Source organism: Dyella sp. 05T440, assembly GCF_056395965.1.
Genome location: NZ_JBFTKN010000005.1, coordinates 300917 through 321448, shown reverse-complemented (window position 1 = coordinate 321448; position 20532 = coordinate 300917). Strand labels below are relative to the sequence as shown.

The 20532-nt window shown below is 64.1% G+C and carries 21 protein-coding genes; 10 read left to right on the top strand and 11 right to left on the bottom strand.

Annotated features, from left to right (window positions below):
* Positions 1–73: 73 nt before the first annotated feature.
* The 4 genes from AC1DE1_RS08335 to AC1DE1_RS08320 form a co-directional block, all read right to left on the bottom strand.
* Positions 74–2104, bottom strand: coding sequence for a methyl-accepting chemotaxis protein (locus tag AC1DE1_RS08335; RefSeq protein ID WP_441602515.1), 2031 nt, complete (start codon positions 2102–2104; stop codon positions 74–76).
* A gap of 115 nt (positions 2105–2219) precedes the next feature.
* On the bottom strand, positions 2220–2759 hold the full coding sequence (locus AC1DE1_RS08330; protein WP_477175350.1) for a chemotaxis protein CheW: 540 nt from the start codon (positions 2757–2759) through the stop codon (positions 2220–2222).
* A gap of 7 nt (positions 2760–2766) precedes the next feature.
* Positions 2767–3138 (bottom strand): response regulator, encoded by a 372-nt coding sequence (locus AC1DE1_RS08325; RefSeq protein WP_046970385.1) that lies wholly within the window; start codon positions 3136–3138, stop codon positions 2767–2769.
* 31 nt (positions 3139–3169) lie between these two features.
* Positions 3170–3526 carry a response regulator gene (locus AC1DE1_RS08320; RefSeq protein WP_019464684.1) on the bottom strand — a complete coding sequence of 119 codons (357 nt, stop codon included), beginning with the start codon at positions 3524–3526 and terminating at the stop codon, positions 3170–3172.
* 469 nt (positions 3527–3995) lie between these two features.
* On the opposite strand from AC1DE1_RS08320, the gene gshB reads away from it, so the two are divergent.
* The 6 genes from gshB to AC1DE1_RS08290 all read left to right on the top strand — a co-directional run bounded on the left by gshB (position 3996) and on the right by AC1DE1_RS08290 (position 9745).
* Positions 3996–4973, top strand: coding sequence for a glutathione synthase (gshB, locus tag AC1DE1_RS08315; RefSeq protein WP_477175349.1), 978 nt, complete (start codon positions 3996–3998; stop codon positions 4971–4973).
* A complete protein-coding gene (locus AC1DE1_RS08310) occupies positions 4970–5836 on the top strand; it encodes an energy transducer TonB (protein ID WP_441602512.1) in 867 nt (288 codons plus the stop codon). Before gshB ends, AC1DE1_RS08310 begins: the two co-directional genes overlap by 4 nt.
* An 82-nt stretch (positions 5837–5918) precedes the next feature.
* Positions 5919–6494 (top strand): YqgE/AlgH family protein, encoded by a 576-nt coding sequence (locus AC1DE1_RS08305; RefSeq protein ID WP_046970387.1) that lies wholly within the window; start codon positions 5919–5921, stop codon positions 6492–6494.
* Complete coding sequence (ruvX, locus tag AC1DE1_RS08300) at positions 6491–6925, top strand: Holliday junction resolvase RuvX (RefSeq protein WP_477175348.1); 435 nt, start codon at positions 6491–6493, stop codon at positions 6923–6925. The genes AC1DE1_RS08305 and ruvX overlap by 4 nt, the downstream gene beginning before the upstream one ends.
* A 19-nt stretch (positions 6926–6944) precedes the next feature.
* On the top strand, positions 6945–7871 hold the full coding sequence (locus AC1DE1_RS08295) for an aspartate carbamoyltransferase catalytic subunit (RefSeq protein ID WP_477175347.1): 927 nt from the start codon (positions 6945–6947) through the stop codon (positions 7869–7871).
* 110 nt (positions 7872–7981) lie between these two features.
* A complete protein-coding gene (locus AC1DE1_RS08290; protein WP_477175346.1) occupies positions 7982–9745 on the top strand; it encodes a hypothetical protein in 1764 nt (587 codons plus the stop codon).
* A gap of 69 nt (positions 9746–9814) precedes the next feature.
* Here the strand turns inward: AC1DE1_RS08290 and AC1DE1_RS08285 are convergent, their stop codons facing one another.
* Both AC1DE1_RS08285 and AC1DE1_RS08280 read right to left on the bottom strand, forming a co-directional pair.
* Positions 9815–10558 (bottom strand): MHYT domain-containing protein, encoded by a 744-nt coding sequence (locus AC1DE1_RS08285; protein ID WP_477175345.1) that lies wholly within the window; start codon positions 10556–10558, stop codon positions 9815–9817.
* A 61-nt stretch (positions 10559–10619) separates the two neighbouring features.
* Positions 10620–11417 (bottom strand): hypothetical protein, encoded by a 798-nt coding sequence (locus AC1DE1_RS08280; protein ID WP_477175344.1) that lies wholly within the window; start codon positions 11415–11417, stop codon positions 10620–10622.
* 407 nt (positions 11418–11824) lie between these two features.
* Here AC1DE1_RS08280 and AC1DE1_RS08275 point away from each other — a divergent pair, with 407 nt between their 5' ends.
* Entirely contained in the window at positions 11825–12187 is a 363-nt protein-coding gene (locus AC1DE1_RS08275) for a BON domain-containing protein (protein ID WP_441602505.1), read from the top strand.
* Positions 12188–12267: 80 nt separating this feature from the next.
* Here AC1DE1_RS08275 and AC1DE1_RS08270 read toward each other — a convergent pair whose 3' ends face one another.
* Entirely contained in the window at positions 12268–13434 is a 1167-nt protein-coding gene (locus tag AC1DE1_RS08270) for a PilT/PilU family type 4a pilus ATPase (protein WP_046970393.1), read from the bottom strand.
* A 109-nt stretch (positions 13435–13543) separates the two neighbouring features.
* Positions 13544–14584: a type IV pilus twitching motility protein PilT gene (locus tag AC1DE1_RS08265; RefSeq protein WP_441602504.1), complete on the bottom strand. Its 1041-nt coding sequence runs from the start codon at positions 14582–14584 to the stop codon at positions 13544–13546.
* A 305-nt stretch (positions 14585–14889) separates the two neighbouring features.
* Between AC1DE1_RS08265 and proC the strand changes: the two genes are divergently transcribed.
* The 3 genes from proC to AC1DE1_RS08250 all read left to right on the top strand — a co-directional run bounded on the left by proC (position 14890) and on the right by AC1DE1_RS08250 (position 18465).
* Positions 14890–15714, top strand: coding sequence for a pyrroline-5-carboxylate reductase (proC, locus tag AC1DE1_RS08260; protein WP_477175343.1), 825 nt, complete (start codon positions 14890–14892; stop codon positions 15712–15714).
* Positions 15711–16286, top strand: a complete 576-nt coding sequence (locus tag AC1DE1_RS08255) for a YggT family protein (RefSeq protein WP_477175342.1) — start codon at positions 15711–15713, stop codon at positions 16284–16286. The genes proC and AC1DE1_RS08255 overlap by 4 nt, the downstream gene beginning before the upstream one ends.
* 106 nt (positions 16287–16392) lie before the next feature.
* Positions 16393–18465 (top strand): M13 family metallopeptidase, encoded by a 2073-nt coding sequence (locus AC1DE1_RS08250; RefSeq protein ID WP_477175341.1) that lies wholly within the window; start codon positions 16393–16395, stop codon positions 18463–18465.
* Between the two features lie 165 nt (positions 18466–18630).
* Here the strand turns inward: AC1DE1_RS08250 and AC1DE1_RS08245 are convergent, their stop codons facing one another.
* Genes AC1DE1_RS08245 through pdxH form a run of 3 tightly spaced genes read right to left on the bottom strand, consistent with a single transcriptional unit; the run spans position 18631 to position 20505 of the window.
* Positions 18631–19455 (bottom strand): cobalamin-binding protein, encoded by an 825-nt coding sequence (locus AC1DE1_RS08245; RefSeq protein WP_477175340.1) that lies wholly within the window; start codon positions 19453–19455, stop codon positions 18631–18633.
* A gap of 4 nt (positions 19456–19459) precedes the next feature.
* The gene (locus AC1DE1_RS08240) at positions 19460–19897 is read right to left on the bottom strand and encodes a secondary thiamine-phosphate synthase enzyme YjbQ (RefSeq protein ID WP_441602499.1); all 438 of its coding nucleotides are present in this window, start codon (positions 19895–19897) and stop codon (positions 19460–19462) included.
* Positions 19898–19917: 20 nt separating this feature from the next.
* Positions 19918–20505 (bottom strand): pyridoxamine 5'-phosphate oxidase, encoded by a 588-nt coding sequence (pdxH, locus tag AC1DE1_RS08235; RefSeq protein WP_477175339.1) that lies wholly within the window; start codon positions 20503–20505, stop codon positions 19918–19920.
* Between the last annotated feature and the right edge of the window lie 27 nt (positions 20506–20532).

The window sequence follows — 20532 nt, the reverse complement described above, 5'->3', positions numbered from 1 at the left end:
GCGCCCCTCTCACCGATCACGTAACGGTTTGTCACGCAACCGCGAGGTTGCCCCCCGTGAAAAACGTTTTGTGTCAACCCGGCAGCTTAAAGTGCGCCACCGAGCGCCGCAGGTCACTCGCCAGCTGGGCCAGGTAACCGATCGAATCGGCCGTCTGGCTTGCGCCCTGCGAGGTCTGCGAAGTGATTTCCTGAATTGCGTTCATGGAAACCGAGATGTCCGATGCCGCGGTGGACTGTTGGCGCGCCTGGGTGGAGATGTTCTGAATCAGCGCCGACAAGTCATGCGACACGCGCTCGATATCGCCCAGTGCGCTACCCGCGTCCTCCGCGAGTCGGGCACCAGCCACCACTTCGGCGGTGGTCTGTTCCATCGAGTTCACCGCTTCGTTGGTATCGGACTGAATGGTCTGCACCAGCGTTTCGATTCGCTTCGTCGCGCTCGCCGAACGTTCGGCGAGGCGCTGCACTTCGTCCGCCACCACCGCGAAACCGCGACCCGCTTCACCGGCCGACGCGGCCTGGATGGCGGCGTTCAAGGCGAGGATGTTGGTCTGCTCGGCAATGTCGTTGATCAGTTCCACGATCGAGCCGATTTCCTGCGACGACTCACCCAGGCGCTTAATACGCTTGGAGGTTTCCTGGATCTGGTCGCGGATCGAGTCCATGCCCGAGATCGTTTCGCGCACCACTTCGGCGCCGCGCGAAGCGATTTTCACCGAGCGCTCGGCCACGTCGGCCGACTCGGCCGAATCCTTGGACACCGTATCCATCAGGCTGGCGATCTGGTTGATCGCGGTGGTCGCCGTGCTGATGCGCTGCGCCTGGTTCTGCGCCGATTCGGCCAGGTGGCGCGCGGTGGTCTGCGTTTCCTGGGCCGAGGAGGACACCTGCTCGGAGGTTTCGTTGATCGTCGTCACCAGGGTGCGCAGCTCGTCGATGGCGTAGTTCACCGAGTCGGCGATGGCGCCCGTGATGTCTTCGGTCACGGTGGTCTTGACGGTCAGGTCACCTTCGGCGAGCGAACCCATTTCGTCCAGCAGGCGCATGATGGCCTCCTGGTTACGCTGGTTGAGTTCGGTCGACTCCTGGAAGCGGCGGCGTTGGTCGGAGACCAGCTGCACGATAAGCACGGCCAGGAAGGCCGCCGCGCCGATGGCGCCGAGCACGCCCCACCACAGGTTCGGGAACAGGCGGCGGGTCGGCAGCTTGCCGATCTGGTCAGCCAGCTCGTTGGCACGCAGCAGCACGTTCTGGGAATCGAGCGAGGCCTGGTTGCCGGCGCGCTTCACGTCGCTGAGGTTGCCTGCCGCGCCGACCAGCTTGCCGACCGGGTCCTGCAGGTTGTCCCACTGGCCCTGCATGTCGGTGAGGATCTTGCGTGCGTTGGCGTCGCCCATCGAGCGCACGCCCACTTCGGTGTTGCCTTCCAGCAGACCCTTGAGCACCGAGCCGTACAGCTGGCCGTCGCGGGCCAGGCCGTCGGCGGCGGGCTGCGAGGCGTCGCCACCCTGCAGCACTTCCTGCACTCGGCGGATCATACGGTCGGCCAGCAGCATCTGGCGGGCGGAGGTGTAGGTCTGCTCTGCGCTACCGCCGCGCTGCTGCAGGATGTTCACCACCTGCTCCATGCTGGAGTTCAGCACCGGCAGTTCGCGGCCCAGGGTGGCGGCGCGCTGCGAGGAGTCCACCACCAGCGCCTTGTTGGACAGGATCTTGCCGATGTCGGCGTCGAGCTGGCCCCAGGCATTGGTCAGGGCGCCGACGGCGCGACCGGCCGGCGTCGCGTTGTTGTCGGCATAAGGCTTCATGCCGCCCTTCTCATCGCCCTTGTTGAGGCGCTGGATGGCAGCATCGATGGTGTTGCGGTTTGTTTCGAGTTCCTTGAAGGAATCGACGTTACCGTCCGCGGCTTCTAGGGCAAGCTTTGCCGTCTGCTGCGACAACACCTGGATCTGGGTGGTGAGACCCGTCGCCTGTGTATCTTCGCGGCCACGCAAGGTAAGCATGGCGAAGTCGACACCCGTGAAACCGAACGCAATGACCAGCGCAATGATGAGGCCTGTATAGCCCCGCTCTTTGCCCATGCCCCCTGTAGTGCTCATTTCGTTCACCTCGCCCTTCTACGCCTCGCCGCCCATGCCGGCGAAGGCGTCGGATCATCGCCCTGATTCCGGCCTTGAGCAGCGCCGGTCCTACTTGTCGTTCAACGCTTGCGCGTCAGGCCGCAGCCTGACGGAAGTCCGGCGCACGAACCAGCTTGCCCATACTGAACACAGCCAGTCGCGAATCGCCTACACGATCATCCACGAAACGTGCCAAACGCGGGTCGTCTTCCTGCTCGGCCTGACGACGCTGCTCGGAGTCGACGGTACGCTGCCCGAAGACTTCATCCACCATCAGCGCCACGCTGCCTGCACCCTGGCGCACGACGAGCAATCGCGTGCGTTCGGTGGACAGCGTGCGTTCGCCAAACAGGAAACGCGCCAGATCGATCACCGGCACGAGATTGCCGCGCACGTTCGCCACGCCCATCAGCCAGGGCTGCGTGCCCGGCACCGGGGTCAGCGAGGGCACCGCCAGCAGTTCGCTGATCTCGTCGATGCCGCTGACGAATAGACGACTGCCTGCGCGATAGCCGATGCCGCGCCAGAGACCGGGGGCCTCCAGGCTTTCCTGCGTGCCGGAGGCATGCGCCAGCGAAAGACGCTCATACCGGGCAAGGATTTCGAACGGCGAGAGCGAGGCGGTCTGGCTCATGCTTGCCTCACGCGGCGTTGGGTAGCAGATCGTTGATGCATGCCAGCAGGTCCTTCTCGTTGACCGGCTTGGTGATGAAGGCACGCGCACCCTGGCGCAGCCCCCAGACCCGGTCGGTCTCCATGGACTTGGTGGTGATCATCACGATCGGGATATTGGAGGTCATCGGATCTCGCGTGAGCGTGCGGGTGGCCTGGAAGCCATTCATGCCGGGCATGATGACGTCCATAATGACCAGATCCGGTTTCTGCTCGCGTACGCGCTCGATGCCGTCTTCGGCGTTGCCGATGGAATCAACCTGATAGCCCGCACGTTCGAGCAGCGTGGTGAACACGCGCACGTCGGTCGGTGAATCGTCGATGATGAGAATATTGGCCACAGGCCCCCCTCAGACCCTGTAGTCGTCCGACTTAAACCGTAACGACATGTCGATGGATTGCACCCAGCAGTTCATCGCGCGTGAACGGCTTGGTCAGATATTGTTCCGCGCCCACGATGCGCCCGCGTGCCTTGTCGAACAGGCCGTCCTTCGAGCTGAGCATGATCACGGGCGTGCCGCGGAACTGCGGGTTGTTTTTGATCAGCGCGCACGTCTGATAGCCGTCAAGTCGCGGCATCATGATGTCGACGAAGATGATCGCGGGCTTCTGGTCGGAGATCTTGGCAAGCGCCTCGAAACCGTCCACCGCCGTAAGCACGTCGCAACCTTCTTTCTTGAGCAAGGTTTCGGCGGTTCGACGGATGGTTTTCGAGTCGTCGATAACCATGACCTTGAGGCCGGCCAAGCCATTTCCACTTATGTTCAAGTTCACAACACCCCCCTGCGACCCGCCCCTGGCTCAGGTAAATCCTGCGACCGCCAACCGGTGGGCTAGCGGTCCCATGTTTGAGATACAAACCCGCACATCCGTGAGGACGTACGGCAACCATTCAGCCGGCAGGCACTCGTGCGTAGCTGTTTACCGCCTGCCTGACCTAACGTCAAGCTGATTTCTTAAGTTAAGCGGGCTACGTCATTGAATCGAACGGTTTGCCTGCCTTGGGAGCCGACCGAGGGGCCGGTCGGCAATGTTTCCCTTCGGGGACAATCCGGACTTTCCTGCGCCTTTGGCGGACCACTTGATCGTTGGATCGATCAACGCAATCTCCGCCTCGGACGACATACACTGCCATGCTTTCGCTCGGCCGGCACGCCGGTCGCGAATGGTGAACAAGCACTACTACCGGAGAATGACGATGACCCTCAAGGTCGCCGTGCTGATGGACTCGATCGGCTCGATCAAGATCGCCAAGGACACCACGTTTGCCATGCTGCTGGAGGCCCAGCGCCGTGGCCACAGCCTGTTTTACATGGAACAGGGCGACCTGTCCGCACGCAGCGGCGAGCCCTGGGCGCGCCTGGCGCCGATATCCGTGCGCGACGATGCGAGCGGCTGGTTCATGCTCGGCGAGCCGCAATGGCGGGACCTGCGCGAGATGGACGTGGTGTTGATGCGCAAGGATCCGCCGGTGGATCCACAGTTCATCTACGACACCATGGTGGCCGAGCTGGCCGAGCGCGCCGGGGTGACCGTGGTCAACCGCCCGCAGGCGCTGCGCGACTGCAACGAGAAACTTTTTGCGATGCACTTCCCGCAGTGCATGGCTCCCACCCTGGTGACCCGCGACGCCGCCGAGCTGCGCGCCTTCTCCGCCGCGCACGGCGAAATCGTGCTCAAGCCGCTTGACGGCATGGGCGGGCGCGGGATCTTCCGCGTGAAGGCCGGCGACAGCAACTTGAACTCCATGCTGGAAACGCTGATCGCCGCCGGCCCCAAGGGCGAGCACAAGCAGTTCACCATGGCGCAGAAATTCATCCCGGAAATCACCTCGGGCGACAAGCGCATCCTCGTCGTCGACGGCGAACCGGTGCCGTACGCGCTGGCGCGCATCCCTCAGGGCAGCGACTTCCGCGGCAACCTGGCCGCCGGCGGCCGTGGCGTGGGCGTGCCGCTGTCTGACCGCGACCGCTGGATCGTGTCCCAGGTGGCGCCGGAACTGCGCCGCCGCGGCCTGCTGTTCGTGGGCCTGGACGTGATCGGCGACTACCTCACCGAGATCAACGTCACATCACCGACGTGTGTGCGCGAACTGGACGCACAATTCGGGCTTAATATTGCCGGCCAGCTCTTCGATGTGATTGAGCGAAACCGACTCGAGACCCGCGCCGCGTGAGCCAACCTGCTGTCCGCACCGGCGCCGACATGTTCGGCGCCACGATGCTTTTCTCGCTATTGCTGCACGGCGTGGTGATCCTGGGCATCACCTTCACCTATGTGAAGGCCAAGCCCAGCCTGCCGACCCTGGACGTGACCCTGGTCGACGTGGCCAATCGCGAAGCGCCGGACAAGGCCGACTTCCTGGCCCAGGCCAACAACAGCGGCGGCGGCGAGAGCGACAAGGCCGCGCGCCCGTCGCAGCTGGTGTCCGGCGCCCTGCCCCGTCCCTCGCAAGGGGTGGCGCCGCAACCGATCGAAGCGAGCGCACCGCGCCCGCAGGAAGCGACCGACGACAAATTGCTCACCACCACGGGCAACAGCCACTACAGCGTCAGCACCAACAGCGCCAAGCTCGAGCAGACGCCGCAGGACCTTCCCGAGTCGCCGTCGGACATCAAGCGGCGCCAGGAAATGGCCCAGCTGGCCGCCGAAGTGCGCGATCGCAGCGAGCAATACGCCAAGCGGCCCAAGAAGAAATTCATCTCGTCCAACACCAAGGAATACGCTTACGCCGCTTACATGCGCGGCTGGGTGGACCGGGTGGAGCGCGTGGGCAATATCAACTATCCCAACGAGGCGCGTCGACGCGGCCTGCACGGCGACGTGCTGCTGACGGTGACGCTCAATCGCGATGGCTCGGTGAAGGGCATCGAGGTCGTGCAAAGCTCGGGCCAGCCGCTGCTCGACGCCGCCGCACAACGCATCGTGCGCCTCGCCGCGCCGTTTCCCTCGCTGCCGGCGGACAAAGAGCGCATCGACGAGCTCAACATCACGCGCACCTGGCAGTTCATGCCCAACGACACGCTGCACAGCCGCTGAGTGAGGAGCGGGTGAACGTGTCACCTAAAGGGCCCGCAGATGGCTGCGGACGCCCGGCGCATTCAGGGCATACAATGCGGCCATGGCTTCCCCACTATCCAGCCCGCAGTCTCTCGCCGGTCAGTTCCTGATCGCCATGCCCAGTCTGGCTGAGCCGCCGTTTTCGCGCGGCGTCGCCTTCATCTGCCAGCACGATGAAGACGGTGCCGTCGGACTGCTGGTGAACCAGCTCTCCGAATACCGCCTGGGCGATGTGCTGACCCAGATGAAACTCGAATGCAGCGACCTCGAACTTGCCGACGCGCCCGTGCTGATCGGTGGCCCGGTGCAGCAGGAGCGTGGTTTCGTGCTCCATCGCGAGCCCGGTCATTGGGAATCGAGCTATCGCATCAACGACGAATGGTCGGTGACGACCTCGCGCGACATCCTGGTCGCCATGGCCCATGGTGAAGGTCCACGCCTGGCCATGATGGCGCTGGGTTATGCCGGCTGGAGCGCGGGTCAGCTGGAGCAGGAACTGAAGGACAACACCTGGCTGACCGTCGAAGCGAGCGAGCGCGTGATCTTCCATACGCCGCTCGAAGAGCGCTGGAGCGCTGCCGCAGGCCTGGTCGGGGTCGACCCGTTGCAGTTGCCAGGTTACGCGGGACACGCATGAGCTGTGTGTTTGGTTTCGACTACGGCAGTCGTTTGATCGGCGTGGCCGTCGGCAATCGATTTACCGGAAGCGCGCGTGGGCTGGCCGCCATTGCGGTGCGGGAGGGCGAGCCCGACTGGTCGACGCTCGACAGCTTGCGCAAGGAATGGCTGCCCGACACCCTGGTGGTCGGCCTGCCGCTCGGCCTTGATGGCGAGGAGCAGCCCGCCAGCAAGGGCGCCCGCCGCTTTGCCGACAAGCTCAGCCAGCGTTACAACCTGCCGGTGCAGCTCACCGATGAGCGCTACAGTTCGCAGGAAGCCGCGCAGCGCTTCGCCAGCGCGCGTGCTGCGGGCCTGAAGAAAAAGCGCGATGCTGCCACGATCGATGCCGAAGCCGCCGCGGTCATTCTTGAGCGCTGGCTGGCTACTCCCGACACCACCGGACCTTAAGCACGGACTTCCGCCCGCCATGAGCTCTCGCCTGCGCCACCTCACCACCCTGGAACACCTGCCCCGCGAGACCATCGAGCGCCTGCTCGATCGCGCCGAGTCCATGCGCGAAGGCTGCGCACACGGCACGCGCAAGCTGGACCTGCTGTCGGGCCGCACCATCCTCAACCTGTTCTTCGAGCCGTCCACGCGCACGCGCACCTCGTTCGAACTGGCCGCGCGCCGGCTCAGTGCGGACGTCATCAATTTCGATATCGGCTTTTCTTCCACCAGCAAGGGCGAGGCGCTGTTCGACACGCTGCATACGCTGGAGGCGATGCACCTGGATGCCATCGTGGTGCGCCACAAGATCTCCGGCACGCCGGAGGAACTGGTGCGTCATGCCATGAGCGGCGTGTCGGTGATCAATGCGGGCGACGGCAATCGCGCCCATCCCACCCAAGGCCTGCTCGATGTCCTGACCATCCGCCAGCACCGGCCGGATTTCCGGCAGCTCACCGTGGTGATCTGCGGCGATGTGAAGCACTCGCGCGTGGCGCGTTCGGACGTCCATGCGCTCAAGGCGATGGGCGTGAAAGAAATCCGCCTGTGCTCGCCCAACGCGCTGATGCCCGATGAGTCGGAATTCCCCGGCTGCGTGATCACCGACGACTTCGACGCCGCCATCGAGGGCGCCGACGTAGTCATCATGCTGCGCCTGCAGAAAGAGCGCATGGCGGTGACCGACCTGCCCGACGAGGCCGCCTACTTCCTCCGCTACGGCCTGGACAACCGCCGCCTCGCCCGCGCCGCCAAGGCCGCCCTGGTGATGCACCCCGGCCCGCTCAACCGCGGCATCGAGATCGCCCCCGAAGTGGCCGACGGCCCGCAGTCACGCATCCTCGAACAGGTCGGCAACGGCGTGTTCGTGCGCATGGCGGTGCTTGCCGAGGTGTTGGGCCGCTAAGCCCACCCTGGACCTTCGGCCACGGCTCGGCAGAGCCGTGGCTCACCGCGATAAGCCAAGAATGCAGGCATAATGCGCGGCGCAACACCACTTCACTCAAGGGATTAGACATGCGATCGACGACGCGCATAGCCGCGCTAAGCCTCGCCGGTGTCCTGCTGGCTGCATGCCATCACAAGGACAAGGACGCTCCGCTGGCCTTCGTACCGGCCGATACGCCGTACGTGGTGGGCAACCTCGACGTCCTCGACGACGACACGCGCAAGGCGCTGCTCGCCCAGGCCGATGCGCAGCTGCCGTCGGAACTGGTCCAGCTGCGCTCCGCGGCGGACGAAATGGCGGAGAAAGACCCCGACCTGTCCCGCTTGCTGAAGGCACTGATCGCCGAGCTGGATGGCAAGAGCATCGAGGCGTTCGCGCAGAATGCGGGCCTCAACATCAAGGGTCGCTCGGTCGTGTACGGCCTGGGCCTCTCGCCGGTCGCCCGCTTCGAGCTGGTTGATCCCAAGGCGTTCGATGCCTTCGTGGGTCGCCTGGAAGCCGCCTACGGCAAGCCGTTCGACACGGCTACCGTCGGTGGCCTGAGCTATCGCAAGCATGTCACCGCCGATAGCGGGTTGCAGGTGGTGCTGGCCGAGGTCGGCAAGCAGGCCGTTGCCGCCATCCTGCCCGCCGATGCGCCGGAAGCCACGCTGCGCCTGGCCTTTGGCCTGGATCGCCCGGAGAAGAATCTGCAGGACGACGGTCGCCTGGAAAAACTCGCCAAGGCGAAGGATTACCAGCCGTGGGCCATCGGCCAGGTCGATCTGGCCCGCCTGCTGCCGCTCGCAGCCAGCGGCAAGGACCCGTTGTTCAACACCTTGATCAAGGCGCACGCCGAGGCCGAATCGGCGAAGACGGGCGAGCCGGTGTCCAACCAGCTGAAGGTGTCGCCGGTGTGCGAAAGCGAAGCCGTGCGCATTGCCTCGCGCGTGCCGTCGGTGAGCTTTGGCTACACCAAGCTCGACGAAAAGCACCAGAACATCCGCTGGGATGTGGCCCTGGCGGACGACGTCACCAAGGCCTTCAGCGGCCTCAAGGTGGAGCTGCCGGGCCTTGGCGCCGCCGGCACCGCGCCGTTCGACATCAGCCTCGCCGTGCCCATCGTCCAGCTGCGCAGCTTCTGGGGCGCGCAGGCCGAAGCCGTGGCCGCCAAGCCATTCACCTGCCCCTCGCTGACCCAGCTCAACGAGGGCTTCGCCAAGATCGGCCTGATGACGCAGCAGGCGGCCGTGCCGCCGATCGGTGATCTGCTCGGTCTGCGCGTCGCACTCGACAGCTTCGAACCCGGCAGCAACGACGCCATGCCGAAGTTCAGCGGCCGTATTTTGATCGGCACCTCCAATCCCGCCGGCCTGCTCGCGATGGCGCAGATGGCCGCTTCCGGCCTGCAGCAGGTGAAGCTGACGACCGACGGCAAGCCGGTGGCGCTGCCGCCCGAAATCACCGCTCCGCTCGGCGCACCCGTGTGGGCCGCGATGGGTCCCAAGGCGCTCGCCCTGGCCGTGGGCCAGGGCGAAGACGTGAAGCTGGGTGAACTGCTCAACGCCGCCAGCGGCGACGCCGGTCGCCTGGGCCGACTCAGCCTGAGCGGCGACATGTACCAGGCCTGGGTGAAAGCCATGGCGCAGAAGGCCGAGCACATCGCCGAGATCACCGCAGCTTCGCAGTCGGACGATCCGCAGGCACAGGCCAGCGCCAAGGCGGCGGCTGAGCGCTCCAAGGCGCAGTTCGAATCCATGCAGGCACAGGCCGCGCGCATCAAGTCGCTCAACGGCGAATTGCACATGGAAAGCGCTGGACTCGTGATCACCAGCCAGACCGAACTGAAGTAATACCTCCATCGCGATGGAAACAAAACGGGGCGCCCAGGCGCCCCGTTTTGTTTGGCCATGTCGGCCCGATCAGATCGACAGCGCGGCCCGACGCTGCTGGCGCACGATGCTCAGGCCCAGGGCCAGTGCAAGCAGGATCACCACCACCACGAAGATCACCAGGCCCAGGTGTTCGCCGTGCATGCCCTGCTCGAAACCGGCCGGCAAGGTGGCGCCCTGGGTCATCTCCATCGCCGACATGCCCGTATAGTGCATGCCGCATACGGCAACGCCCATCACCAGCGCGCTGCCCAGCATCTGCAGTTTTCCGCGCAGGTTGAAGGCCAGCCACAGCGCCGCCATCGACGCCACCATGGCAATGCCCACCGACAGCGCCACGATGCTGCCGTCATAGGACACGATCGCCGAACTCAGCATGGCCGCCATGCCCAGATAGTGCATGCCCGCCACGCCCAGCCCCATCAAGACACCAGCCAACAGCAGGTTGATGAAGCGAAACGAGCCGCCACCGACGATCGCCAGACCCAACGAACACGCAACAATCGCCAGCAGTGCCGAGGCGATCGTCAGCGGAATATCGTAGGTCACCTGCACGCCCATGTTGCAGGCAATCATGGCGATGAAGTGCATCGCCCAGATCGCGCCGCCACCCATGGCCGTGCCTGCGGCGAGAATCGCACCCCAGCGCTGCCGGCGGCTCTGCGCCAGCGGTATGCCCAAGGCAAACTGCAGTGCGGTGAACGATCCCAGTACGGATACGGCATACGACAACCCGACCAGCACTCCGTTGTAATGCTGATGCATGTCTTGCATGAAGTTCCCCTTGGTTGACTATGGATGCCCTGCGGTCACCGCCATGCTTCGCAGGCGGCGATCACTGGGATATGTCGAACACACACATGGCCGCGCCTTGGCTGTGGCAGCTGGTTTCGCGCACGAAGACCGCGCGTGCGCCCACCGATTCGGCCAGCAGGCCTTCGATGAATCCGCAGAAGAACCGCCCGCCCGACGCTCCGCCCGGCTGGCATAGCGGGCAAGCCTTCACGTGCAACTGGTGTTCCTGATGATCGACGGTCACCAGCACGCGCAGCGCCGGCACCGCGATGCGGCGTATCGCATCGGGCAGGCTCAATCTGGCGCCCAGCGCGAAATCGCGCTTGAACACCCAGTTGCCGGTACGCCGGCCGGCGAGATAGAGCGACGCATCGCGCGCCTCTTCGGCCACCGCGTATTCCAGGTTGATCAGCCAGGGAAAGATGCGCGGATAGTCCTTCGCCATGTTCGGCAGCATGCGCTCGACGCGCGCGACGTCGGCGCCTGCAGCGATCGATGTGGCCTCCTGCATTTGAGCCGGTTTGCCTGCACTGGCGGAAGCCATGGCCGGGACAGGCGCAGGCTTGGTCGCACTGGCCGTGGCGCCCTCGTCGAATGGCGCCAGTTGCGGTCTCAAGGATTCGAAACTGAGTACGCGCGGATGGCTGCCCAACGCCTCCTCCAGTGCCAGCTGCCGATCATCCGGCCCGCGCAGCAGCAGGGTGAGGCAAGCGCCTTGTGCTTCCTGGACCAGGCGTTGGCGCAGCAGCACGTGGCCGTACTCCGTCACCACGCGGCCGAGCTCGACCAGCAGCCCTTCCCTACGCTCGGAAACTACCCGAACTTCCAACTCGGCCATGATTCCCCCCGAAATCAAGCCAGCACAGGTTTGTGCTATTGCTCGCAAATCTGCCGTATAGCCGTCTATTCCACAAGGCGGATTTTCAATTTGGCGACGTGGTTCACAGACTGGTTTTTTTATCGTTTCGTGAGCCTTTGCGTCTGCGTCAGCGCGCAGAAAGCTAGCTCAAGCCTCCTCACGCGATCATTGTGATCTCGATCACAGCTGCCACGATCTTAGTATCGCCAACACCGTTCCAACACATTCATGACATCGCCTTGGCATGGGTAATCGCGTGCTGAACAGGTTCCCCTTCCAGCCATGATTGATTCATACCCAAACTGTTTGGATGGAGTCACGGAGGCCGCGGCGAGCGGCAACCGTCTGTCTTATGGACAGCGATTCCCCACCACAGGAGATTCCCCATGCGCATGAACAACCTGTTCCGCAAGACGCTGATCGCCGCTGGTCTAGTGGCTGCCTTCTCGGCCATGCCTGTCGCACAGGTTGCCGCCCAGGACGCCATGCAGAAGTCGTCGGACAACCAGACCGTGCCCGATAAAACGGCCGATACCTGGATCACCACCAAGGTGAAGTCGGAGCTGGCGACGACCAAGAACGTCAAGAGCACTGATATTTCGGTGACCACGATGGACGGCGTGGTGACGCTCACCGGCACTGCCAGCAGCGCGGCCGAAAAGGCCAAGGTCGAAGGCGTGGCCAAGAAGGTGAAGGGCGTGAAGAGCGTCGACGCCAGCGGCCTGACCGTCGCCGATACCGCGAAGTAAGCCCTGCGCGCCGCACAGCGGCCGCCAAAACGAAGAAGGAGCCCTGTTGGGCTCCTTCTTTTTGCATCGTTACGACGATCTCAGCGGTGCAGCAGACCGCCGCCGAAGTTCTGCGAGTCCTTGGTTTCTTCCAGCTCCACGCCGTCCAGGCCTTGCGACAAGGTGTGTGCATCGCCGCCTTGTGCAAGCTTGATGCGCAGGCGCACTTCGTTGGAACTGTCCGCGTGACGCAGGGCATCCTCGTAGGAGATCTCGCCGGCGTGATAGAGCTCGACCAGGCTCTGGTCGAAGGTCTTCATGCCTAAGTTGGTGGACTCCTTCATCACTTCCTTGAGCTTGTGGATCTCGCCCTGGCGGATGTAATCCTGCACCAGGGGCGTACCCAACAGCACTTCCACCGCCACGCGACGCGCCTTGCCGTCGGGCGTGGGGATCAACTGCTGCGCGACCACGCCCTTGAGGTTGAGCGACAAGTCCATGAACAGCTGGGAGCGACGGTCTTCGGGGAAGAAGTGCAGGATGCGGTCCATCGCCTGGTTGGCGTTGTTCGCATGCAGCGTGCACAGGCACAGGTGACCGGTTTCGGAGAAGTTGATCGCGTGTTCCATCGTTTCACGCGTACGCACTTCGCCGATCATGATCACGTCGGGAGCCTGGCGCAGCGTGTTCTTCAGCGCGTTGTCCCAGCTGTCGGTGTCGATGCCCAGCTCGCGCTGCGTGATGATGCAGCCCTCGTGCTTGTGCACGTATTCGATCGGGTCTTCGATGGTGATGATGTGACCGGTCGAGTTGGCGTTGCGGTAGCCGATCATCGAAGCCAGCGAGGTCGATTTACCGGTACCGGTACCGCCCACGAAGATGATGATGCCGCGCTTGGTCATCGCCAGCTGCTTGATCACCGGCGGCAGGCTGAGTTCCTCGATGGTCGGGATCTTCGACTCGATGCGACGCAGCACCATGCCCACGCAGTTGCGCTGGTAGAAGCACGACACGCGGAAACGACCCACGCCCTGCGCCGAGATGGCGAACTGGCACTCGTGGGTCTTTTCGAACTCTTCGCGCTGCGAGGGCGTCATCACGTTCAGCACCATGTCGCGCGACTGCTGCGCGGACAGCGGGCTCTGGGTGATCGGCACGACGCGTCCCTGCACCTTCATTGACGGCGGCACGCCGGCCGTGATGAACAAGTCGGAGGCCTTCTTGTGCACCATCAACTTGAGGAAGGAGGTAAAATCGAAGTCGCTCATGGGAACCCCCGCAAATCGTGAATAGCAAACAGCGAATGGGAAAAGCAGGAACCGCGCAGGATGGAGTAACCCAATGTGCTTTGACTGTTCCCGATGTGCTTTGCCCTAGTTACCCCTTGAAGATGTCCTTGTTGCGCGCATAACCAATTGCCTGCTGACGCGTCACCAAGCCGCGCTTCACCAGGTCTTGCAGGTTCTGGTCGAGCGTCTGCATGCCGTGCTGCTGGCCGGTCTGGATGGACGAGTACATCTGCGCCACCTTGTCCTCGCGGATCAGGTTACGGATCGCGGGGATGCCCACCATGATCTCGTGCGCCGCGATACGACCGCCGCCCACCTTCTTCAGCAGCGACTGCGAGATCACCGCGCGCAGCGACTCGGACAGCATCGAGCGCACCATCGGCTTTTCGCCGGCGGGGAACACGTCGATGATGCGGTCGATGGTCTTGGCGGCCGAGCTGGTGTGCAGCGTGCCGAACACCAGGTGGCCGGTTTCCGCCGCGGTCAGCGCCAGCCGGATGGTTTCCAGGTCGCGCAACTCGCCCACCAGCACATAGTCGGGATCTTCGCGCAGTGCCGAACGCAGCGCCTCGTTGAAGCCGTGCGTGTCGCGATGCACTTCGCGCTGGTTGATCAGGCACTTCTGCGAGGTGTGCACGAATTCGATCGGATCCTCGATGGTGAGGATGTGGCCGTATTCGTTCTTGTTGATGTGGTCGACCATCGCCGCCAGCGTGGTGGACTTGCCCGAACCGGTCGGGCCAGTCACCAGGATCAATCCCTGCGGCTGCTCGATCAGCTCGCGGAACACGCCGGGCGCGGCCAGGTCTTCCAGCGTGAGCACTTCGGACGGAATGGTACGGAACACCGCACCCGCGCCGCGGTTCTGGTTGAACGCATTGACGCGGAAGCGCGCCAGGCCGGGTATCTCGAAGGAGAAGTCGACCTCGAGGAATTCTTCGTAGTCGCGGCGCTGCTTGTCCGACATGATGTCGTAGATCAGCGAGTGGACCTGCTTGTGCTCGAGCGCGGGGATATTGATGCGGCGAACGTCGCCGTCCACGCGGATCATCGGCGGCAGGCCGGCGGACAAGTGCAAGTCCGAGGCCTTGTTCTTCACCGAGAAGGCAAGCAGTTCGGCGATATCCATCTGGTTTCCCCTTGAACCCAATCATCTGGATGGCAAACGCCCGGGCGGGAGGCGGTTTTCCCCAGACGCGGCAACGCGGCGCATAGGCGCCGAGCCGTGCGACAGGTCCGTTCCCCGTTCCCAAGCTGCTGGCCGATACTACTCGCCGCGCGGGCCGCGCCACCAGTCTTTCCTTTGGCCGTAAGCCGCAAACTGCGGACCAGGTTGGAAGTTGCTGTGCTTAGGCCCGTCCAGAGGGCACTTCCGCCACAGGACGCGCGGCCCCGGGCTCCGGTAAGGTACGGACCCATTAGTGAGGACCCTGCATGACACGTATCGCTTTCATCGGCGGCGGCAACATGGCGCGCAGCCTGATCGGCGGCCTGCTCAAGACCGGCGTGGCCGCCTCATCGATCACCGTGGCCGAGCCCCGCGCCGACGCGCGCCAGGAGCTGGGCCGCGAGTTCGGCATCGCCAGCTATGCCGAGAACCGCCTCGCCGCCGCGGACGCCGATGTGCTCGTGCTGGCGGTGAAACCGCAGATCATGCCGGCCATCCATGCCGAGCTGCTGGACACCCTGGTGCGCCAGCGCCCCATGCTGATCTCCATTGCGGCAGGCGTGCGCATCGACCAGCTCGAACGCTGGTTCGGCCACGCCCTGCCGATCGTGCGCTGCATGCCCAACACGCCCTCGCTGATCGGTGCGGGCGCCACCGGCCTGTTCGCCAACCGGCGCACCAGCCCGGAACAGCGCGCCAAGGCGCAACACATCATGGATGCCGTAGGCCTCACCCGCTGGGTCGAGGACGAATCGCTGATGGATACCGTCACCGCGGTGTCCGGCTCCGGTCCGGCCTATTTCTTCGCCATGGTCGAGGCGCTTGAGCACGCCGCGTTTGCCCAGGGCATGTCACGTGAAACCGCACGTGCGCTGGCCGCGCAAACCTGCCTTGGTGCCGGCCGCATGCTGGTGGAGAGCGGCGAAGACCCCGGCGTGCTGCGCCAGCGGGTGACCTCGCCCAACGGCACCACCCAGGCCGCCCTCGAAAGCCTCGCCGCCGATCACTTCGCCCAAGCCGTCGCCCACGCCGTGGCTGCCGCCACGCGCCGTGGCGCCGAGCTGGCCGCTGCCCTGGACAATGCCTCGTGAGTTACCTAGTCAACGCCCTCTCCTTCCTGGTCGAACTGGCCTTCGGTGCCGCCGCCGCGCTGTTCGTGCTGCGCCTGCTGGCCGAAGCCAGCCGCGTGGACTTCCACAATCCGCTGAGCCAGTTTGTCTACCGCACCACCAACCCGGTGCTGGCGCCGATCCGTCGCCTGCTGCCGAACTGGCGCCGCCTCAATGTGGCCGCCTTGCTGATCGTGTGGCTGCTGATGCTGATCAAGCGCATCGTGCTGTTCGCCTTGCTGGGCCTGTTCCCTCATGTGCTGGGGCTGCTGGTGCTGTCGATTGCCGACACGCTGGATTTCATCGCCATGTTCTACGTGGTGCTGATCTTCATCTGGTCGCTGATGAGCTTGTTCCAGGTGGAGTCCTACCATCCGGTCTATCGGCTGGCCGGCAGCCTGGTGGCGCCGCTGCTGCGCCCGTTGCGCGGCAAGCTCACCGCGGGCGGCCTGGATTTCGCGCCGTGGGTGGTGATGATCGTGCTGATCCTCGCGCGCCTGTTGCTGGTATCGCCGCTGACCGATCTCGGCGCGCGCCTGGCGCTGGGCCTCTGAACCTCTTCCACCTCCTTGGCGCAACGATTGCCGGCGTTTATCGCCGGCCAGCGCGCCCTGGGACACTCATCGTCATGTCAAACCTCTCTCCTGGAGAATGCACCGCATGAAAGCGACCCTGCCCAACCTGCGCCGCCGCCTGCTGGTGCTGGCCCTTGCCGCCGCCTCGGTCGGCAGCGCGTATGCCGCCAGCTCCACCGCAGCACCGACGACGACCAAGCCCGACGTGGTCGCCGATCACATCGACACTTCGGTCAAGCCCGGCGACGACTTCTTCGAATTCGCCAACGGCGCATGGCTCAAGGCCCATCCGATCCCGCCCGAGGAATCGCAGTGGGGCATCGGCCAGGTGGTGCAGGACGAGCTCTACGCCAAACTGCGCAAGATCAGCGAGGACGCCGCCGCCAACAAGAGCGCCGCCCCCGGCAGCGACGAGCAGAAAATCGGCGATTTCTGGACCATCGCGATGGACCAGGCGCTGGCCGACCAGCTCGGCATCACCCCGCTGAAGGACGAACTGGCGCGCATCGATGCCGTGCACGATGTGAATTCCGCCCTCGACGAAGCGTTCGCCCTGCAGCTGCTGGGCGTGGGGCCGTTCTTCGACTTCTCCGTGCAGCAGGATGAAAAGCAGAGCGACGTGATGGCCGTGCACCTGTGGCAAGGCGGTCTTGGCCTGCCGGAGCGCGACTATTACTTCAACCAGGAAAAAGGTGTCGCCAAGGTACGCACCGCGTATGTGGAACACCTGCACCGCACCTTCCGCATGCTGGGCAAGAGCGACGCCGAGGCTGCCAACAGCGCCAAGCAGGTGATGGCGCTGGAAACCGCGCTGGCCAAGGTATCGCGCCCGCTCGCCGATCTGCGCGATCCCGAGAAGAACTACAACAAGATGGCGCCGGCCGAAGTCACGGCCAAATACACGCCCGCCATTGCATGGAACACGCGCCTGGCCGGATGGAAGCTGCCGGCCAGCACGGTGATCGTCGGTCAGCCAGAATTCTTCAGCGGCATGCAGGCCCTGCTGTCCAAGACGCCCACGCCCATCTTGCGCGACTACATGCGCGCGCGCCTGGTGGACGCATACGCCAGTTACCTCAGCGCGGATTTCGACAACGAACACTTCGACTTCTACGGCCGCACGCTCAAGGGCCAGGCGCAGCAGAAGCCGCGCTGGAAGCGCGCCTTGCGCGCCGAGAACAATGCGCTCGGCATGATCCTTGGCCGCATCTATGTGAAGGACTATTTCTCCGAGGCCTCGAAGCAGCGCTACAACACGATGGTGGAAGCCATCCGTACCGCCTACGGCGAGCGCATCGACCAGCTTGACTGGATGAGCCCCGCCACCAAGGCCAAGGCGCACGAAAAACTGGCGGCGATCACCAAGAAGGTGGGCTATCCGGACAAGTGGAAGGATTATTCCAAGCTCACCATCGGCCGCACCTCGTACGCGCAGAACATGATGAATGCCACGCGCTGGCAAGCCGAAGACATGATCAGCAAGTTCGGCAAGCCGGTGGACCGCAACGAGTGGGAGATGACCCCGCAGACGTACAACGCCTACTACAACCCTTCCAACAACGAGATCGTGCTGCCCGCCGCGCAGTTCATGATCCCGGGTTTCGCCGACAACCAGATCGATGATGCGGTCGTCTACGGCTACGTCGCCGCCTCCACCATCGGCCACGAAATCACCCACGGCTTCGACGACGAAGGCCGCCAGTACGACGCCAAGGGCAACCTGGTGGACTGGTGGACCAAGGAAGACGCCACTCGCTTCAAGCAGCGCGCCGACGTGATGGTCAAGCAGTTCAATGCCTACGAACCGCTGCCCGGCCTGCACATCAACGGCGAAGCCAGCCTCGGCGAAAACATCGCCGACTTCGGCGGCATCATGATCGGCATCGATGCGTTCAAGAAGACCGAGCAATACAAGAAGGGCGAAAAGATCGCCGGCTACACGCCGATGCAGCGCTTCTTCCTCGGCTATGCCCTGGGTTGGTTGTCGCAGGAACGCCAGGAACAGCTGCGCACCGGTCTGCTCTCCGACGTGCATGCACCGGCCAAGTGGCGCGTGAATGGTCCGCTGTCGAATGTGCCGGATTTCTATGAGGCGTTCGACGTGAAGCAGGGCCAGCCGATGTGGCGGCCGGAAAATCAGCGGGTGAAGATCTGGTAATGCCTTTTTGATCCCTTTTCCTTCCGGGAGAGGGATCGCTGGGCCTGTGGGAGCGCACCCTGTGCGCGACAGTCACGCTTCGGCGTATCGCTCCGTCGGCTTGTCGCGCACAGGGTGCGCTCCCACAGTGTTTTTGCGGCCTCCGGATGCGCCCCTGAAAGCAAGTCAGCTGCTTTGCTTTCTGTCCCACTCCGCAAAAATCCCATGCATGGCCTCAAGCCCATCGAACAGCGCCGCCGGACCCGGCTGCAAAATGATCGGTGACTTGATCTCATAAAGATCACCATGCTGCACGGCCGGAATCGCGTCCCAGCCATCGCGCGCCGCCACCTTCTCCGGGCGAAAGCGCTTCCCGCACCATGACCCCAGGATGATGTCCGGCGCCGCGCGCACGACCTCCTGCGGATCGGCCAGGATGCGATGCTTGGCCAGGGACTCGCCCGACATCTGCGGAAACACATCCTCACCGCCAGCGATGCGGACCAGCTCCGCTACCCACTGGATGCCGGTGATCAACGGATCGTCCCACTCCTCGAAGTAGACCTTTGGACGCCGTGCGAACTGAGCTGCTGCAGCTTGGATGCGCTCGATCTGTTGCTCGGCCTTGCGCGCGTAGGCCTCTGCCTTGTCGAACGCGCCCACCATCGCCCCCAGGCGCCGGATATAGGCGAGGATGCCATCGACGCTGCGATGATTGCTGATCCACACCTCCACGCCGGCTTTGATCAACTCGCGCGCGATATCGGCCTGGATATCGGAAAACCCAACCACGAAATCGGGCTCGAGCCTGAGGATCTCGTCGATCTTCGCGCTGGTGAAGGCCGACACCTTGGGCTTCTCCTTGCGCGCCCGCGGCGGCCGCACGGTGAAGCCGGAAATGCCGACGATGCGATGTTCCTCGCCGAGCGCGTAAAGCACTTCGGTGGGTTCTTCGGTGAGGCAGACGATGCGCTGCGGATAGTGGTCGGTGTTGCTGCGAATTTCAGTCACGCTTTCAATGCCCCAACACGGTCACCGTGATCTTGCGCTGATGCGGATCGCGGCGGTGTTCCCATAGATAAATGCCCTGCCAGGTCCCGAGCTGCAGTTTCCCGGCGTGCACCGGCACCATCAGGCTGACGCCGGTGAGAATGGCACGCACGTGTGACGGCATGTCGTCCGGACCTTCCTCGTCATGCTGGAAGATGGCGTCGCCATCGGGCACGGCGCGCGAAAACCAGCGTTCCAGATCCTCGCGTACGGCCGGGTCGGCGTTTTCGCTGACCAGCAGCGAACAGCTGGTATGCAGGCTGAAAACATGGGCAATGCCCGTGTGCACGCCGCTGGCGGATACGACATCACTCACCTTGTCGCTGATGTCGGTGAAGCCGCGCCCGCGGGTGTGCACGACAAAACCATTCTGGGCGACGTGATCGGCGGGCGCTGCACGCATGCGGATAGCCTTGGTCGGGTTTAGGGGTACAGCAGACGGCTCGTCCAGGTCTGGCCGTGACGACTCCAGCGCACGCGCTCGTGCAACCGGTAGTCGGCGCCGTACCAGAACTCCACCATGTCCGGCTCCACCACGTATCCGCCCCAATGCGGCGGACGCGTCACCGGACGGCCTTCGAATTCGTGTTCGTAGCGCGCGTAGCGCTGCTCGAATGTTTCGCGATCAGGCAGCGTCTGCGACTGCAGCGACGCCCAGGCGCCGAGCTGGCTCTCGCGTGCACGCGTGGCGAAGTACGCATCCGATTCTTCCGGCTGCACTTTGCGCGCCACGCCTTCCACCCGCACCTGCACGGCGTTGCGCAGCTGCTTCCAGTGGAAGCACAGCGCCACCTGGGCATGCGCCTCGAGCTGGCTGCCCTTGTCGCTTTCGTAATTGGTGTAGAAGCGGAACCCGCGCTCGTCCGCGCCCTTGAGCAAGACGATGCGCGAACTCACCCGCCCGGCCGCATCGACGGTGGCCAGACTCATGGCCGTCGGCTCGGACTCTCCCGTCGCCGAGGCCTCGTCCAGCAGTTGCACGAAAGTGTCGAGAATTTCAGGTTTCAGCATGGGGGTCTTGAATCGTGGCTCGCGCGC

Bases quoted from the DNA above. Each gene is read 5' to 3' on its own strand.
- AC1DE1_RS08335 (WP_441602515.1), bottom strand. From the start codon at position 2,104: ATGAGCACTACAGGGGGCATGGGCAAAGAGCGGGGCTATACAGGCCTC.
- AC1DE1_RS08330 (WP_477175350.1), bottom strand. From the start codon at position 2,759: ATGAGCCAGACCGCCTCGCTCTCGCCGTTCGAAATCCTTGCCCGGTAT.
- AC1DE1_RS08320 (WP_019464684.1), bottom strand. From the start codon at position 3,526: ATGGTTATCGACGACTCGAAAACCATCCGTCGAACCGCCGAAACCTTG.
- gshB (WP_477175349.1), top strand. From the start codon at position 3,996: ATGACCCTCAAGGTCGCCGTGCTGATGGACTCGATCGGCTCGATCAAG.
- AC1DE1_RS08305 (WP_046970387.1), top strand. From the start codon at position 5,919: ATGGCTTCCCCACTATCCAGCCCGCAGTCTCTCGCCGGTCAGTTCCTG.
- ruvX (WP_477175348.1), top strand. From the start codon at position 6,491: ATGAGCTGTGTGTTTGGTTTCGACTACGGCAGTCGTTTGATCGGCGTG.
- AC1DE1_RS08295 (WP_477175347.1), top strand. From the start codon at position 6,945: ATGAGCTCTCGCCTGCGCCACCTCACCACCCTGGAACACCTGCCCCGC.
- AC1DE1_RS08290 (WP_477175346.1), top strand. From the start codon at position 7,982: ATGCGATCGACGACGCGCATAGCCGCGCTAAGCCTCGCCGGTGTCCTG.
- AC1DE1_RS08285 (WP_477175345.1), bottom strand. From the start codon at position 10,558: ATGCAAGACATGCATCAGCATTACAACGGAGTGCTGGTCGGGTTGTCG.
- AC1DE1_RS08280 (WP_477175344.1), bottom strand. From the start codon at position 11,417: ATGGCCGAGTTGGAAGTTCGGGTAGTTTCCGAGCGTAGGGAAGGGCTG.
- AC1DE1_RS08275 (WP_441602505.1), top strand. From the start codon at position 11,825: ATGCGCATGAACAACCTGTTCCGCAAGACGCTGATCGCCGCTGGTCTA.
- AC1DE1_RS08270 (WP_046970393.1), bottom strand. From the start codon at position 13,434: ATGAGCGACTTCGATTTTACCTCCTTCCTCAAGTTGATGGTGCACAAG.
- AC1DE1_RS08265 (WP_441602504.1), bottom strand. From the start codon at position 14,584: ATGGATATCGCCGAACTGCTTGCCTTCTCGGTGAAGAACAAGGCCTCG.
- proC (WP_477175343.1), top strand. From the start codon at position 14,890: ATGACACGTATCGCTTTCATCGGCGGCGGCAACATGGCGCGCAGCCTG.
- AC1DE1_RS08250 (WP_477175341.1), top strand. From the start codon at position 16,393: ATGAAAGCGACCCTGCCCAACCTGCGCCGCCGCCTGCTGGTGCTGGCC.
- AC1DE1_RS08240 (WP_441602499.1), bottom strand. From the start codon at position 19,897: ATGCGTGCAGCGCCCGCCGATCACGTCGCCCAGAATGGTTTTGTCGTG.
- pdxH (WP_477175339.1), bottom strand. From the start codon at position 20,505: ATGCTGAAACCTGAAATTCTCGACACTTTCGTGCAACTGCTGGACGAG.